The organism is Streptomyces marokkonensis, from assembly GCF_008312835.1.
Classification (GTDB): domain Bacteria; phylum Actinomycetota; class Actinomycetes; order Streptomycetales; family Streptomycetaceae; genus Streptomyces; species Streptomyces marokkonensis_A.
On record NZ_VSKS01000007.1, the window covers coordinates 147,690 to 162,313 of the forward strand.

Consider the following 14,624-nt stretch of genomic DNA (forward strand, 5'->3'; position numbering starts at 1 on the left):
CACTGACAATGGGTCCAGCGTTTCGACAGACCCAAGGCGTTTGCCTAAATGTCTTAGGCACATGCATAATCGATTCAGTCGACAGGGAGGATGGCTATGGTGCGCGCGGGTCTGACCCCCGAACGCCTGACCAGGGCGGGGGCGGAACTGGCCGACGAGGTCGGTTTCGACCAGGTGACCGTCTCGGAGCTCGCCCGGCGTTTCGACGTCAAGGTGGCGAGCCTGTACTCCCACCTGAAGAACTCCCAGGACCTCAGGACGAGGATCGCGCTGCTCGCCCTGGAGGAGCTCGCCGACCGTGCCGCCGACGCCCTGGCCGGACGGGCGGGCAAGGACGCCCTGACCGCCCTGGCGAACGTGTACCGCGACTACGCCCGGGAGCATCCCGGCCGCTATGCCGCGGCCCAGTTCCGGCTCGGCCCGGAGGCGGCCGCCGGCAGCGCGGGGGTGCGGCACGCGCAGATGACCCGTGCCCTGCTGCGCGGCTACGACCTGACGGAGCCGGACCAGACCCACGCGGTCCGGCTGCTGGGCAGCGTCTTCCACGGTTACGTCAGTCTGGAGATGGGCGGCGGATTCAGCCACAGCGCCCCCGACACGCAGGAGACGTGGTCCCGCATCCTCGACGCCCTGGACACCCTCCTGCGCAACTGGCCGCCCACTCCTTGACGGCGCGACCCCGGCGCGGCCCCGGGATCCGCGAGGCCGCCTCACCCTCCCGCGCCCCGATCAGCCGCTCACCCACCCGCCCGACACCGACGGACCACAACCATGCCCTCCACCCCGCACACCTGGATCACCACCCCCATCACCGCCGCCCTCGTGCGCGGCGCGCTCGACCTGGAACGCACTCCGCAGGGGGTCCTGCCACACCGCCTGCCCGCCTGGGCCCGCGCCCGGAACACCGACGGACAGCTCGCCATGGCCGAGTCCCAGCCCTCCGGCGTACGGCTGGTCTTCCGCACCCGCGCGACCGCCGTCGAGCTGGACACCCTGCCCACCAAGCGGATCTACGTGGGCGCCCCGCCCCGCCCGGACGGCCGGTACGAGCTGCTCGTCGACGGACGTCCGGCCGGGCGGGCCACCGTGACCGGCGGCAACACCGTGACCATCGACATGAGCGCCGGGACCGTCGAGCACGGCACCGGCCCCGTCGCCACCCTCCGCTTCACCGGCCTGTCCGAGGGCGACAAGACCGTCGAGAGCTGGCTGCCGCACGACGAGACCACCGAACTCGTCGCCCTGCGCACCGACGCACCCGTGGAGCCCGCACCCGCCACTGGCCGCCGGACCTGGCTGCACCACGGCAGCTCCATCAGCCACGGCTCCGACGCCGCGAGCCCCACCACCACCTGGCCCGCGCTCGCCGCGGCACGCGGAGGCGTGGAACTGGTCAACCTGGGACTGGCCGGCAGCGCCCTGCTCGACCCGTTCGTCGCGCGCACCATGCGCGACGCGCCCGCCGACCTGATCAGTGTCAAGATCGGCATCAACGTCGTCAACACCGACCTGATGAGGCTGCGCGCCTTCACCCCCGCCGTCCACGGCTTCCTGGACACCATCCGCGAGGGCCACCCCACCGCACCGCTGCTGGTCCTCTCGCCGATCCTGTGCCCCATGCACGAGGACACACCCGGCCCCACCGCCTTCGACTTCAGCCGCATCGGTGAGGGGCGTCTGCTGTTCACCGCGGCCGGCGATCCCGCGGAACGGGCCGAGGGCAAGCTGACGCTCGGCGTCATCCGCGACGAGCTGAAGGCCGTGGTGGCGCGGCGCGCCGCGGACGACCCGAACCTGCACTACCTCGACGGCCGTGACCTGTACGGCCACGCGGACCACGCCGAACTGCCGCTGCCCGACCGCCTCCACCCGGACGCGGCCACCCACCGCCGCATGGGCGAGCGCTTCGCCGCCCACGCCTTCGCGGCCCCGGACGGACCGTTCGCGGAGGGCGGGGGCTGAGTCACTCGAAGAACTTGAGGCTCCAGCCGGTATCCGCGTTCGGGCCCGGGACATCGGCACGGCTGTAGGTGGTGTCGCCCCACCAGCAGAAGGTGCCCGTGTACCAGTAGCGGTTCTCCCACGCGTACGGCGTGCCCTTCGGCACCGCGTGGAACATCAGCGGGAACCGCGGCCCCGCGGGCGGACTTGTGGCGATGTCGCCGTGGAGCAGGACGAAGCTGTGGTGCCCGGGGCCGTCGACGTGGAGCGTCGGGTCCCAGCCGGCCATCATGGTCGCGCGGTGGGAACCGAACAGGCAGCCGTTGGACTTGTACCAGTCCCATACGTACGTCGGGTCCCCGCCGGCCCGCAGCCGCAGGTCGGCCAGGCAGTACTGGTCGCTCCAGCTGCCGTTGGCGGAGTAGACGATGTGCAGCTGCCCGTTCGGGTCCCTGACCGGTTGCGGGCCCTCGTTGATGAAGGGGTCGCCGACCACCCGTTCCCAGCTCTCCCGGGGCTGCGAGATGACGTATCGCGCACCGGTCGGGGTGGTCGGGCTGCTCATCCGGGCGATGTAGAGGTTCTGCTCGACGTCGGTGTCCCCGGCCCAGCCGGACCAGACGAACCAGCGCTGTCCGTTGAAGGTGAACAGCGTTCCGTCGATGGCCCACTTTCCGCCGGGCAGGGCGAGTTCGGTCTCGGCGGAGTAACCGCCGTCGGGGCGGGCGGAGCTGATCACGTACATCCGGTGGGCGGCTCCGCGGCCGGCGGTGAAGTAGATGTAGTAGCGGCCCCCGTCCCTCACGATCTCCGGCGCCCACACCTCACCGCGGTCGCGGGTGTCCGACCAGACCTGCCGCGGGGCGGCCGAGGCCAGCGCGGACGTCGACGGCGCCTGCCGTACGACGATGCCGCCTCCGGCCGACTGGACGGAGACGTAGGTGCCGCCCACCCGGAGCACGCTCGGGTCGGCGGCGCGGAGGGCGGTCCGGTCCGCCCGCGCGGGTTCCGCGGACGTCACGGTCATCGCGGCGGCGAGGGCGACGGCCAGCAGGAAGCCGACGAGGGCGGGGAGGCCGGCCGCACGCCGGGGAGGCCTCGTCGGCCCGTTCGGAAGCCTGGTCATCAGGGTCCGTCACCTCCACACCGCGGTTTACATCGATGAAAGCCGTCCTCGCAGGATGGTGATTTGCGGAGGACATGTCAATAGGGTCGTCAAGGGTCAGGCCGCTCACGTGCGCACATCCATCACCGGTCGGCAGTACGATTTCTGATGGTGTGTCAGCTGTGCGCGAAGCCTGGACAGTCGTCGGGCGGCGTGTTGTCATTCCGCTGCACCCCGAATTTCCAACGTTGGAATGAATTCTGGACGAGGCGAAGGCCGCGCCTCTCCGTCCTGGCCCCATGCCGTCTGCGCGAGGAAAGGTTCGATGACAAGACAACACTCCCGCCCCGGAACCAGATGGTGGGCCCTGCTGACCGTGACCGCCCTGGCCCTGTCCACGGGGGCCCTGGCACCCGCAGCGACGGCCGCGGTGCCGACGGCCGGCGTGTCCGCCCCCTCGGCCGGCACGGCCGCCGACGTCCAGGTGCACGGCCTGAAGGGCGAGTACTTCAGCATGTCGGCACCGGGCGCCCGGGACTTCGCCGAACTCGGCGGCACCCTGCTGGAGCCGCAGATCAACTTCTCCGGACTGACCGGCACCTTCGAGGAGCTGACCGGGCGGACGGAGCACACGACCGCCCGCTGGACCGGGCAGATCGAAGCACCGGAGGACGGCGACTACACCTTCCACGCCATCGGCGACAACGGCTTCCGCCTCTTCATCGACGGCGAGCCGGTCATCGACCACTGGGAGCCCGACTGGGACCGCGAGCAGACGAGTACGCCGGTCACGCTGAAGGCCGGGGAGCGGCACGACTTCCGCCTGGAGATGTTCCAGGATTTCGGCGGCTCGAACATGTTCCTGCGCTGGTCGACCCCGACGATGCCCAAGCAGCTCGTCCCGGCCTCCGCCTTCACCCCGCCCGCCGGCTTCGAGGTCTTCCCGGTGGAGCTGACCGTCGCCGAGGACGGACGCAGGCTGCTCGCCGGGTTCGAGGACCGGGTGAGCGACCTCGCACAGGTGGCGGACCACCTCGAGGTCGAGGCCGACACCACCGCCATGCCCGTCAAGTCGGTGGCGGCCGCCCCCGGTGACCCCCACTCCCTCCTCGTCACCCTCTCGGAGCCGATCCAGAAGAACCAGCAGGTCCGGGTCACCTACGACGGCGAGGGCGGCCTCAAGGCCGGCGACAAGGCCGTGCCCCGCATCGTCCGCTACGCCGGGAACACCTCCACCCACCGCATCACCACCCCGTGGGGTGACAAGCTCGACAGGAACGACCCGCTGCCGGAGTACCCCCGCCCGCAGCAGGTGCGTGCCCAGTGGAAGAACCTCAACGGTCCCTGGCAGTTCAGCGGGGCCGAGGCCGGTGAGCGGCCAATCTTCGGCAAGGACCTGAACGAGAAGATCACCGTGCCGTTCCCGGTCGAGTCGCAGCTCTCCGGGCTGGAACGGCACGAGGACCACATGTTCTACCGCAGGCTCGTCGACGTGCCGGGGAACTGGAAGGTCGGCAGGAACGGCGGGAACAACCGGCTGAAGCTCAACTTCGGCGCCGTGGACTACCAGGCCCGCGTCTGGGTCAACGGCAAGAAGGTCGCCGAACACACCGGCGGCTACAACGCCTTCAGCGCCGACATCACCGACGCCCTCAAGAGCCGTGGACCGCAGGAGATCGTGGTGGCGGTCACCGACACAGGCGGCGCCGACCAGCCGACGGGCAAGCAGTCCACCCATCCCGGCGGCATCTTCTACACCCAGACGTCCGGCATCTGGCAGACCGTCTGGATGGAACCCGTCGCCGACGCCTCCATTGACAACGTAGTCACCACCCCCGACATCGACAGCAGCACCCTCGCGGTCACCGTCGAGTCCGACGACGCCTCGAAGAAGGCCAGGGTCGAGGCCGTGGCCCGCGACGCCCGCGGAAAGGTCGTCGGCCGGGTCAGCGGACCCGCCAACAGCACGCTCCGCCTGCCCGTCGCCCGGCAGCACCTGTGGAGCCCGGACGACCCCTACCTCTACGACCTCGACGTCGAGCTGAAGGACGGCCGGTCAACCGACAGGGTCGGCAGTTACTTCGGCATGCGCGAGATCGGGATCGAGGACGTCGGCGGCTACCGGAAGCTGGTGCTCAACGGAAAGCCGGTCTTCTCCCTCGCCACCCTCGACCAGGGCTTCTGGCCCGACGGCCTCTACACCCCGCCGAGTGACGAGGCGTTGGCGTTCGACCTGGAGGCGCACAAGAAGCTCGGCTTCAACGCCGTCCGCAAGCACATCAAGGTGGAGTCGCCGCGCTGGTTCTACCACGCCGACCGTCTCGGCCTGCTCGTATGGCAGGACTTCGTCTCCGGGAACATCACCGACGAGACCGGGCAGAGGGCCTTCGTCGACCAGGGGCGCGAGATGATGCGCCAGCACCACAACTCGCCCTCCGTCATCGGCTGGATCGTCTTCAACGAGGGCTGGGGCGAGTGGAACCGCGAAGAGAGCGGCCGCATCGCCGAGTCGGTGAAGGCGGCCGACCCCTCCCGGGTCGTCAACGCGCACAGCGGTGTCAACTGCTGCAACTCCAAGGGCGACTCCGGCAAGGGCGACATCGTCGACCACCACGACTACAACAACGACGACCCGCCCTTCCCCGACCACCGCGCGGCCATGGACGGCGAGCACGGCGGCTTCACCCTGCGCACCCCGGGCCACATGTGGCCGGGCACGCCGACCGTGATCTACAGCGGCGTCGCCGACAAGGAGGCGCTGACCCGCAAGTACGTGGAGAACACCGAGAGGTTCTACCTCGACCAGGCCGGTGCCGAGCTCTCCGGCTCGGTGTACACCCAGATCTCCGACCTGGAGAACGAACTCAACGGCCTGTACACCTACGACCGCCGGGAGATCAAGGTCGACCCGGTCCGGGTGCGCGAGATCAACCGCCGGGTCATCGCGGCCGGAGCCGCCGCGGGGGACCGGGAGCAGTTGAAGGGCGGCGGATCCTGGGCCCTCGACGAGGGCACCGGCACCACCGCGAAGGACGACGGCCCGAACGGCAGGCCGCTGACCCTCAGCGAGGGCACCGGCTGGACCGGCGGAGTCAGCGGCAGCGCGCTGGCGTTCGACGGTCAGGGACAGTACGCCCAGACCGACGGGCCGGTGCTCGACACCACCGGCAGCTACACGGTCTCCGCGTGGGTCACCCTGGACTCGCTGCCGGGCAACTACGCCACAGCGGTCAGCCAGGACGGCAGCCGGCAGGCGAGCCCCTTCTACCTGCAGTACGGCCAGGGCGCCTTCGCCTTCAGCACACCCGACGGGCAGCGCGCCCGGCTGGCGGCCACGCCCGAGACCGGACGCTGGTACCACCTCGTCGGCGTGCGCGACGACGCGACGGGTGAGATCACGCTCTACGTCGACGGCCGGCGGGCCGCGACCGCCCAGGCCGGCCCGAACTACGTCGCCTCCGGGCCCCTCTCGGTGGGCCGCGCCCAGTGGAACGGCGGTAACACCGACTTCTGGGACGGAGCGGTGGACGAGGTCCACGCCTACGACAGGGCGCTCTCGGCCGAGGAGGTGAGCGCGCTGTACGAGGCGGAGAAGCCGTAGCCGCCCGGACGGCGGACGGTGCGGACGCCCCGGCGTCCGCACCGTCCGCCGCGGGACGGGTCACCGCGCGGGCCTCACCGACTTGGCCGCCGTGCTGTGCTCTCGGTGGGAAGGCGCGTGGACTCCCCGCATCTGCATCTGCCGCTGTGAACGCCGCACTTGACGTTCACAGCGGCCCGTCGGACACGGGCCGGCGCCCGATCTGCCTCACCGCGGCGGGGAAACGCGCGTCAGGCGGTTCCCCGGCCGGCGCCGGCGGGGCGGCCCAGGGTGCTCTCCCGCTCCACGAGCTGGTAGTCCGCCCAGATGCGGCGTGGCTCCGGTGCCTGGTCGTTCAGCCGGGCGAGCACCGATTCCACCGCCAGCCGGCCGATGGCCGCCTTGTCCGGTGACACCGACGTGAGGGTGACCGCGCCGAAGCGGCCCTCGATCACGTCGTCGAAGCCCACCACGGCGATGTCCTCCGGCACCCGGAGGCCCCGCTCGTGCAGCACCCTCATCGCCCCGATCGCCATGGGGTCGTTGTAGGCGAACACCGCGTCGGGCCGCCGTCCGCTGTCCAGGATGTGCTTCATGGCGCGCGCTCCGTCGGCGTGGCCCCAGCCGTCCGTGGCCGCGACGAGGCCCTCGTCCGCCGGAAGCCCCGCCGCGGTCAGTTCCTCGCGCCAGCCGCGCACCCGGAGCTGGGCGGGCTCGCTGCGCCCGCGCCGGGCTCCGATGAACGCCACCTCCCGGCGCCCCAGGCCGATCAGGTGCCGGACGGCCGCACGGGCCGCGGCGACGTTGTCGATCGCGATGTGGTCGTAGGGCAGGTCGTAGTCCCGCTCGCCGAGCAGGACCAGCGGCACCTCCTGCGCGCGGTCGCGCAGGTCCTCCGTCTCCAGCTCGATGGGACTGAGGATGAGTCCGTCGATGACCCGGGCCCGGAAGCCCTGGCTCACCAGCAGTTCCTGCTCGCGCGACCCACCCGTGTGGTCGAGCAGGACGATGTAGTCGTGTCCGGACGCGGCGTCGATGACGGAGGCGGCCAGCTCGGCGAAGTAGGGGTTCCCGAGCTCGGGCAGCGCGAGCGCGATGATGCCCGTGCGCCCCTTCCTCAGGTGCCTGGCGGCGAGGTTGGGCCGGTAGCCGAGCGCGTCGATGGACCGCTGGACACGCTCGCGCATGGCAGGGGTGACGTGCTGGTAGTTGTTCACCACGTTGGAGACGGTCTTGATGGAGACCCCCGCGTGCGCGGCGACGTCCTTGAGGCTGACCCGCACGGCAATCCCTTCGTGAGCGGCCCGCCCCGGTGGGCCGGTGCGGAGACGGTGCCGTCACCATGACGTCGTGCGCCGAGCCGCTGGGTTCGAGTTTTACAACGTTATACATCCCGTTCCGCGGCACTGACAAGGCCGGGAAAGTGCCGGTCCGGCAGGTTGTCACCCACCGCCGTCACGGCCCCGTCCCGGCGCTCGGACACCGCCGCGACGCGGCCCGTACGCCGTCACCCGCCCGAACTCTCCCGCACGATCAGCCGGTGCCCCGCCGTCTCGTCGACCGCCGGCCCGCCCGGCCCGCCGGCGTCGATGCGGTCGAGCAGAAGCTCCACCGCGCGCCGCGCGATGCCGGGCTTGTCGGGAGCGACGGTGGTGATCGTGGGGATGCTGAACCGGGTGGCCTCGATGTCGTCGAATCCGACCACCTCCACGTCCCCGGGGACCGACCAGCCGTCCTCGTGGAGCGCGCGCACCGCGCCGAGGGCCAGGTGGTCGTTGAGGCAGAGCAGTGCGTCCGGGCGCTGTGGCAGTCGCATCAGGGTGCGCGCGGCGGCGGCCCCGTCGGCCCAGCGGAACGCGGGCACCGGCAGGACCAGCTCCTCGGGCACCGGGAGCCCCGCCGCGGACAGGGCCTCCTGGTAGCCGACGGTGCGCAGCCTGCTGGTGTTCTGCGGCCCGCGCAGGTCGCCGCCGACCACCGCGATGCGCCGGCGGCCCCGCGCCAGCAGGTGCTCCGTCGCCTCGCGTGCCGCCGTCACGTTGTCGATCGCCACGTGGTCGGCACTGCCCGGCGGGTTGCACTCGCCGAGCAGCACCAGCGGCAGCCGGGTGTCACGGCCCGCCAGGTCGCGGGGCTGCAGGGCCAGCGGCGAGAGGATGACGCCGTCGGTGAACTGGGCGTCGAAGCCGTGCACGGCGGCCAGTTCCCTCTCGCGCCGGCCGCCGGTCTCCAGCAGGAGCGTGGTGCTGCCGCGGCGTTCCGTCTCCGCCATGACGTGCTTGGCGAGCTCGGCGAAGTAGGCGATGTCCAGCTCCGGCACGGCCAGCGCGATCACGCCCGTACGGCCGCGGCGCAGCTGGCGTCCCGCGATGTTGACCCGGTAGCCGAGGGCGTCGATGGCCTCGCGCACCGCTGTCCGGGTCTGCTCGGAGACGTGCTCGTAGTCGTTGAGGACGTTCGACACCGTCTTCGCCGATACGCCTGCGTACTCCGCCACGTCCTTGATCCTGGGCCTGCCCATGCTTCCCTTCTCGCCCTCCCGCTGCCTGTCGGGATCGTAACGGCAGCTCCGGGGGGTCCGGCCGCCCGCGGTGCACGCGGTTCCTCCGAGAAGTTTCCGCCGCCGCCATTTACATCGATGTAATCCTATGGTCGCATGAGCCCGTATCCAGCGCACCTGCACTGATGAGGAGCAGCATGAGCACGCCCACGCCCCCGGACGTCCCGCGTCCGGAGTACCCCCGGCCCCAGTTCGTCCGCGAGGCATGGCTGAACCTCAACGGCCGCTGGCAGTTCGAGACGGACCGCGGGGACAGCGGACTGGAGCGCGGACTGCGCGAGCGCGACCTCGCGGACGAGATCGTCGTGCCCTTCTGTCCCGAGTCCGCGCTGTCCGGGATCGGTGACACCGACTTCCTGGAGGCCGTCTGGTACCGGCGCACGGTGACGGTCCCGGAGGCATGGGCCGGCTCCGACGTCCTGCTCCACTTCGGCGCGGTGGACCACGACGCCACCGTCTGGGTCAACGGCACCGAGGTGGCCCGCCACCGCGGCGGCTTCACCCCCTTCACCGCGGACCTGCGCGGTGTGGCCGCGCCCGGCGACGAGGCCGTGATCGTGGTCCGCGCCCGCGACACCCGGCACGGCCCGCAGGCGCGCGGGAAGCAGGCCACCTGGTACGCCAACACCCACTGCCACTACACCCGGACCACCGGCATCTGGCAGACCGTGTGGCTGGAGCCGGTGCCCGCCACGGCCCGCCTCAAGCGCCCGCGCATCACCCCCGACCTGGGCTCGGCCACCTTCCACGTCGACCTCCCCCTCACCGGCAACCTGCCGGGGCACCGCGTGCGGGCGGTGCTCTCGGACGGGCACGGCGACGTGGTCACCGCCTCCGCACGCGCCGACCTCGACCTGTGTCCCAGACTGGTGCTGACCGTGCCGGAGGACCGGGTGCGCCCCTGGTCACCGGCCGACCCGCACCTGTACGACCTGCGGCTCCAGCTCCTCGACGCGGAGAGCCGGGTCGTGGACGAGGCGACGTCGTACGCGGGCCTGCGGTCGGTCGCCGTCCACGGCAAGCGCGTACTGCTCAACGGGGAGCCGGTGTTCCAGCGGCTGGTGCTGGACCAGGGCTACTACCCGGACGGCCTGATGACCGCCCCCACCGACGCCGACCTCGTGCGCGACATCGAACTCGGCCTGCGCGCCGGCTTCAACGGCGCCCGGCTGCACCAGAAGGTGTTCGAGGAGCGCTACCTGTACCACGCCGACCGGCTCGGCTATCTCGTATGGGGCGAGTTCGGCGACTGGGGCTGCGAGACCGGCGTCCGCGACGACAACCAGCGCCCCGACGCCGGTTATGTCGCCCAGTGGCTGGAGGCCCTGGAACGCGACCATTCGCACCCGTCGATCATCGGCTGGTGCCCGCTGAACGAGACCTACCAGAACCTGCACGACCGGATCACCCGGCTCGACGACGTCACCCGGGCGATGTTCCTCGCCACCAAGCAGGCCGACCCGAGCCGCCCCGTCATCGACGCCTCCGGCTACTCCCACCGCGTCGCCGAGACCGACGTCTACGACTCGCACTGCTACGAGCAGGACCCGCAGGCATTCGCGAGGACCATGGCGGGACTCGCCGAGGACCGCCCCTACGTCAACACCGGCCCCGACGGCCGCACCTGGTCGGTGCCCTACCGCGGACAGCCGTACTTCTGCAGCGAGTTCGGCGGCATCTGGTGGGACGCGGCGGTGGCCGCCACCGCCGCGGGCGACGAGACCGGCACGTCCTGGGGATACGGCGAACGGCCGCGCACCGCAGAGGAGTTCCTGGCGCGCTTCACCGGCCTGGTCGACGTCCTGCTCGACGACCCGGACATGTTCGGCTACTGCTACACGCAGCTCACCGACGTCTTCCAGGAACGCAACGGCCTCTACGGCTTCGACCGCGGCGAGAAGTTCGACACCGCCGTACTGCGCCGCGTCCAGCAGCGCACCGCGGCCTGCGAATCCGCCGGCTGACGGCACCCCGCCCGGTCCCGGCGGACGACCGAGCCCGCGACCCCGACCCCGACGGCATCCCGTCCGCCGCGTCCGCAGCCGATGTACATCGATGTAGAGAAAGGTAGTGCCATGGTCTACCTGCCCTGCCCACCGGCCGCCTCCGCCGGCCCGGACGGCCCCCGCACCGCACCGTCCCGGCGCGGGCTGCTCCGGGCCTCGCTGGGCTCGGCCGCCGTACTCCTCGGCGGCGGAGCCCTCGCCGGCTGCGGTGCGGCGGCAGCCTCGCCGGACCCGCGCACCGTGCGCATGTGGGACCTGTTCAGCGGTGCCGACGGTGCCCTCCTCGACGAACTCCTCGACATCGCACGGCCCGACATGGCCGGCACCCGCGTCGAGCGGACCGTGCTGGAATGGGGCACGCCGTACTACACCAAGCTCGCCATGGCCTCGGCCGGCGGGCGCGGACCGGACGTCGCCGTCTCCCACATGTCGCGCCTGGCGGGGTACGCCCCCCTGGGGCTGCTCGACCCCTGGGACACCGGCCTGCTGGCCGAATTCGGCGTCCGCGAGGAGGACTTCGCCGAAGCGGTGTGGAGCCGCACCCGGTACCGGGACCGTACCTACGCCGTGCCGCTGGACACCCATCCGTTCATCGTGTTCTTCCACCCCGGCACCGCCCGCAAGGCCGGGCTGCTCACCGGTGACGGGGACCTCGACCAGGACGCCTTCTCCTCACCCGGGCGGTTCCTCGAGGCCGGGCGGGAACTGGCCGCCGCCTCCGGCCGGCAGGGGATCGCCTTCGGCTACGTCAACGACACGGCACAGGGCTGGCGGTTGTTCTACGGGCTCTACCGCCAGACCGGGAACGACTTCGACCTGCCCGTCGGCGGCACGGTCACGGCGGACCTCGACGCCATGACCGAGGTCATCGCCTTCATGCGGAAGCTGGTCGACGGACGGACCAACCCCCGCCGCCTGGACTACCCCGCGGCCATCGCCGCCTTCACCAACCGGCAGACCGGGATGATCCTCTCCGGCGAGTGGGAGCTCGGCACCTTCCGCGCGGCCGACCCGAGGACCGGGGCGGCGCCCTTCCCCACCGTCTTCGGCACCCCGGCGGTCTACGCCGACGCCCACTCCTTCGTGCTGCCGCGCCGCCCCGATCCCGACGAGGCACACCGCAGGCGCACCCACCGGGCGGTGGCCGCGATCCTCAAGGCCGGCCAGGTGTGGGCCAGGGCCGGCCACATCCCGGCGTACCGGCCCGTGACCCGTACCCGGGCCTATGCGCGGCTGGAGCCGCAGACCCGGTACGCCCGGGCCGCGGACCACGTGGTGCTCGACCCGGCGGTCTGGTTCGCCGGAGCCGGGTCCGACTTCCAGAACTCCATGTCACAGGTGCTGCAGCAGTCCCTGCTCGACGGCCTGGCGCCCGACCGGGCCGCCCGCGCCATGGTCCGACGGATCAACACCGCCCTGTCCCAGCCCAGTCCGGCCTGAGCCGCCGCGAAAAGGAGGCAGCAGATGACCACACCCCTCGCTACCCGCGGCCGGCCGCCCGCCGGCCCGGCCGCCACCGGACGCGGCGCGGCCCTGCGCCGTGCCGTCCCGCCGGGGCTGCTCTTCGCCCTGCCGTTCCTCGTCCTGTTCGCCCTCTTCATGCTCTGGCCACTGGCGCAGGGCGTCTGGATGAGCCTCACCGACACCTCCCTCTCCGCCCACGACCCGTCCTTCATCGGGCTGGACAACTACACCGAGGCCCTCGGCGACGCCGAGATGTGGCGCACGATCTGGCACACCGTGTGGTTCACCGTCGTGTCCACCGTGCCCCTGGTGGCGGTCGCCCTCGTCATGGCGCTGCTGGTGTACACCGGGCTGCCCGGCCAGTGGGTCTGGCGCCTCGCGTTCTTCGCCCCGTACCTGCTTCCGGTCGGGGTGATCGGCCTGCTGTGGCTCTGGCTGTACCAGCCCGACCTCGGCCTCTACAACCACCTGCTCCAGGCGGCCGGGCTGGACGGCTACGCCTGGCTGAGCGACGAGTCCATCGCCCTGTACGCGATCGTGATCGCCACCCTGTGGTGGACCGTCGGCTTCAACTTCCTGCTGTTCCTGGCGGCACTGCAGGCCGTGCCCGACCACCTCTACGAGGCGGCGGCCCTGGACGGGGCGGGCGCCTGGCGGCGGCTGTGGCATGTCACGCTGCCCCAACTGCGGCGCGTCACCGGTGTGATCACGGTGCTCCAGGTACTGGCCTCGCTGAAGGTCTTCGACCAGGTGTACCTGCTCACCAAGGGCGGGCCCAACGGCTCCACCCGCCCCGTCGTCGAATACCTCTACGACATGGGCTTCACCGGCTACCGCCTCGGCTACGCCTCCGCCATCAGCTATGTGTTCTTCGCCCTCGTCGTCCTCGCCTCCGCCGTGCAGTTCGTCGCCCTTCGCCGCAGGGAGAAGTGACATGACCTCCACCCACGTCCGGGCACGGCCCGCCCGCCGCACCGTCTCCCCGCTCCCCGCCGCCCGCCGGGCCCACCGGACGCGCCCGGTCCCACCGCGAGGGCCCAACCTCACCCTGGGCCCGGGCCGGCTCTCCCGCACCCTGGCCCTGGCGGCCCTCGCGGTGATGGCGCTGATCTGGCTGCTGCCGATGGCGTGGGCGGTGCTCACCGCGTTCAAGTCTGACCAGGACGCCAGCGATCCGGTGCACTGGATCCTGCCGCGGGGCGGCTTCACCCTGGACGCGTTCCGCACCGTGATCGAGCGCGGCGACCTGCCGCTGTGGATGCTGAACAGCTTCGTCATCGCCGCGGCCGTCACCGTCATCACCGTGGCCGTGTCCGCGCTGGCCGGGTACGCCTTCTCCCGCACGCTCTTCCGCGGACGCCGGTGGCTGTTCACCGTCGTCGTGGCGTCGATCCTGGTTCCGCCGCAGATGCTGATCGTGCCGTGGTTCCAGCAGATGCTCACCCTGGACCTCGTGGACACCTACGCGGCGGTGATCCTGCCGCAGACGGTCGCGCCGGTGATGGTGTTCATCCTGAAGAAGCACTTCGACACCATCCCGCGCGAGTTGGAGGAAGCGGCCCGCATCGACGGCGCCGGCCACGCCCGGGTCTTCTGGTCGGTGATGCTGCCGCTGTCCCGCCCGATGCTCGCCGCGGTGTCGATCTTCGTGTTCATCGGGGCGTGGAACAACTTCCTGTGGCCGTTCGTGTCGACGTCCGATCCCGCCCTGATGACCCTGCCGGTCGGCATCACCGCGGTGAAGGACGCCTACGGCGTCAACTACGCCCAGACGATGGCGTCCTCCGTCCTGGCCGCGCTGCCCCTGGTCCTGGTGTTCGTCCTCTTCCAGCGGCACATCGTGAAGTCGGTGGCCACGACCGGCCTGGGCGGGCAGTGACCGAGCCGGGCCCGGGCCTGCCGGGCGGTCCGGTGGGCGGTCGCCCCGGGCCGGCGCGTGCCCGGGGCGGACCGGCGCGGGCCGGCCCA

Annotated in this window: 10 protein-coding genes; 7 read left to right on the forward strand and 3 right to left on the reverse strand. The window is 71.5% G+C overall.

What is annotated here, in order from left to right:
* The first annotated feature begins 96 nt into the window (after positions 1-96).
* Together F1615_RS14600 and F1615_RS14605 are read left to right on the forward strand one after the other, a co-directional pair.
* On the forward strand, positions 97-669 hold the full coding sequence (locus tag F1615_RS14600; RefSeq protein ID WP_149549397.1) for a TetR/AcrR family transcriptional regulator: 573 nt from the start codon (positions 97-99) through the stop codon (positions 667-669).
* Between the two features lie 102 nt (positions 670-771).
* Complete coding sequence (locus F1615_RS14605; protein ID WP_149549398.1) at positions 772-1,962, forward strand: GDSL-type esterase/lipase family protein; 1,191 nt, start codon at positions 772-774, stop codon at positions 1,960-1,962.
* 1 nt (position 1,963) lies between these two features.
* On the opposite strand, the gene F1615_RS14610 is transcribed toward F1615_RS14605, so the two are convergent.
* Positions 1,964-2,968, reverse strand: a complete 1,005-nt coding sequence (locus F1615_RS14610; RefSeq protein WP_149549567.1) for a glycoside hydrolase family 43 protein — start codon at positions 2,966-2,968, stop codon at positions 1,964-1,966.
* Positions 2,969-3,371: 403 nt separating this feature from the next.
* Here F1615_RS14610 and F1615_RS14615 point away from each other — a divergent pair, with 403 nt between their 5' ends.
* A complete protein-coding gene (locus tag F1615_RS14615) occupies positions 3,372-6,647 on the forward strand; it encodes a LamG-like jellyroll fold domain-containing protein (RefSeq protein WP_149549399.1) in 3,276 nt (1,091 codons plus the stop codon).
* 230 nt (positions 6,648-6,877) lie between these two features.
* Here the strand turns inward: F1615_RS14615 and F1615_RS14620 are convergent, their stop codons facing one another.
* Together F1615_RS14620 and F1615_RS14625 are read right to left on the reverse strand one after the other, a co-directional pair.
* Positions 6,878-7,909, reverse strand: a complete 1,032-nt coding sequence (locus F1615_RS14620; RefSeq protein ID WP_149549400.1) for a LacI family DNA-binding transcriptional regulator — start codon at positions 7,907-7,909, stop codon at positions 6,878-6,880.
* A gap of 224 nt (positions 7,910-8,133) precedes the next feature.
* Positions 8,134-9,147: a LacI family DNA-binding transcriptional regulator gene (locus tag F1615_RS14625; protein ID WP_149549401.1), complete on the reverse strand. Its 1,014-nt coding sequence runs from the start codon at positions 9,145-9,147 to the stop codon at positions 8,134-8,136.
* A gap of 176 nt (positions 9,148-9,323) precedes the next feature.
* On the opposite strand from F1615_RS14625, the gene F1615_RS14630 reads away from it, so the two are divergent.
* The 4 genes from F1615_RS14630 (at position 9,324) to F1615_RS14645 (ending at position 14,535) form a co-directional block, all read left to right on the forward strand.
* Positions 9,324-11,150, forward strand: a complete 1,827-nt coding sequence (locus F1615_RS14630; RefSeq protein ID WP_149549402.1) for a glycoside hydrolase family 2 protein — start codon at positions 9,324-9,326, stop codon at positions 11,148-11,150.
* 111 nt (positions 11,151-11,261) lie between these two features.
* The gene (locus F1615_RS14635) at positions 11,262-12,632 is read left to right on the forward strand and encodes an extracellular solute-binding protein (RefSeq protein WP_149549403.1); all 1,371 of its coding nucleotides are present in this window, start codon (positions 11,262-11,264) and stop codon (positions 12,630-12,632) included.
* 24 nt (positions 12,633-12,656) lie between these two features.
* Complete coding sequence (locus tag F1615_RS14640) at positions 12,657-13,589, forward strand: carbohydrate ABC transporter permease (protein WP_149549404.1); 933 nt, start codon at positions 12,657-12,659, stop codon at positions 13,587-13,589.
* Position 13,590: 1 nt separating this feature from the next.
* The gene (locus F1615_RS14645) at positions 13,591-14,535 is read left to right on the forward strand and encodes a carbohydrate ABC transporter permease (protein WP_149549405.1); all 945 of its coding nucleotides are present in this window, start codon (positions 13,591-13,593) and stop codon (positions 14,533-14,535) included.
* The last annotated feature ends 89 nt before the right edge of the window (positions 14,536-14,624 follow it).

Excerpts from the sequence above, each read along its gene's own strand:
- F1615_RS14600 (WP_149549397.1), top strand. The coding sequence starts at position 97 with ATGGTGCGCGCGGGTCTGACCCCCGAACGCCTGACCAGGGCGGGGGCG.
- F1615_RS14605 (WP_149549398.1), top strand. The coding sequence starts at position 772 with ATGCCCTCCACCCCGCACACCTGGATCACCACCCCCATCACCGCCGCC.
- F1615_RS14610 (WP_149549567.1), bottom strand. The coding sequence starts at position 2,968 with ATGACCGTGACGTCCGCGGAACCCGCGCGGGCGGACCGGACCGCCCTC.
- F1615_RS14615 (WP_149549399.1), top strand. The coding sequence starts at position 3,372 with ATGACAAGACAACACTCCCGCCCCGGAACCAGATGGTGGGCCCTGCTG.
- F1615_RS14625 (WP_149549401.1), bottom strand. The coding sequence starts at position 9,147 with ATGGGCAGGCCCAGGATCAAGGACGTGGCGGAGTACGCAGGCGTATCG.
- F1615_RS14630 (WP_149549402.1), top strand. The coding sequence starts at position 9,324 with ATGAGCACGCCCACGCCCCCGGACGTCCCGCGTCCGGAGTACCCCCGG.
- F1615_RS14635 (WP_149549403.1), top strand. The coding sequence starts at position 11,262 with ATGGTCTACCTGCCCTGCCCACCGGCCGCCTCCGCCGGCCCGGACGGC.
- F1615_RS14640 (WP_149549404.1), top strand. The coding sequence starts at position 12,657 with ATGACCACACCCCTCGCTACCCGCGGCCGGCCGCCCGCCGGCCCGGCC.
- F1615_RS14645 (WP_149549405.1), top strand. The coding sequence starts at position 13,591 with ATGACCTCCACCCACGTCCGGGCACGGCCCGCCCGCCGCACCGTCTCC.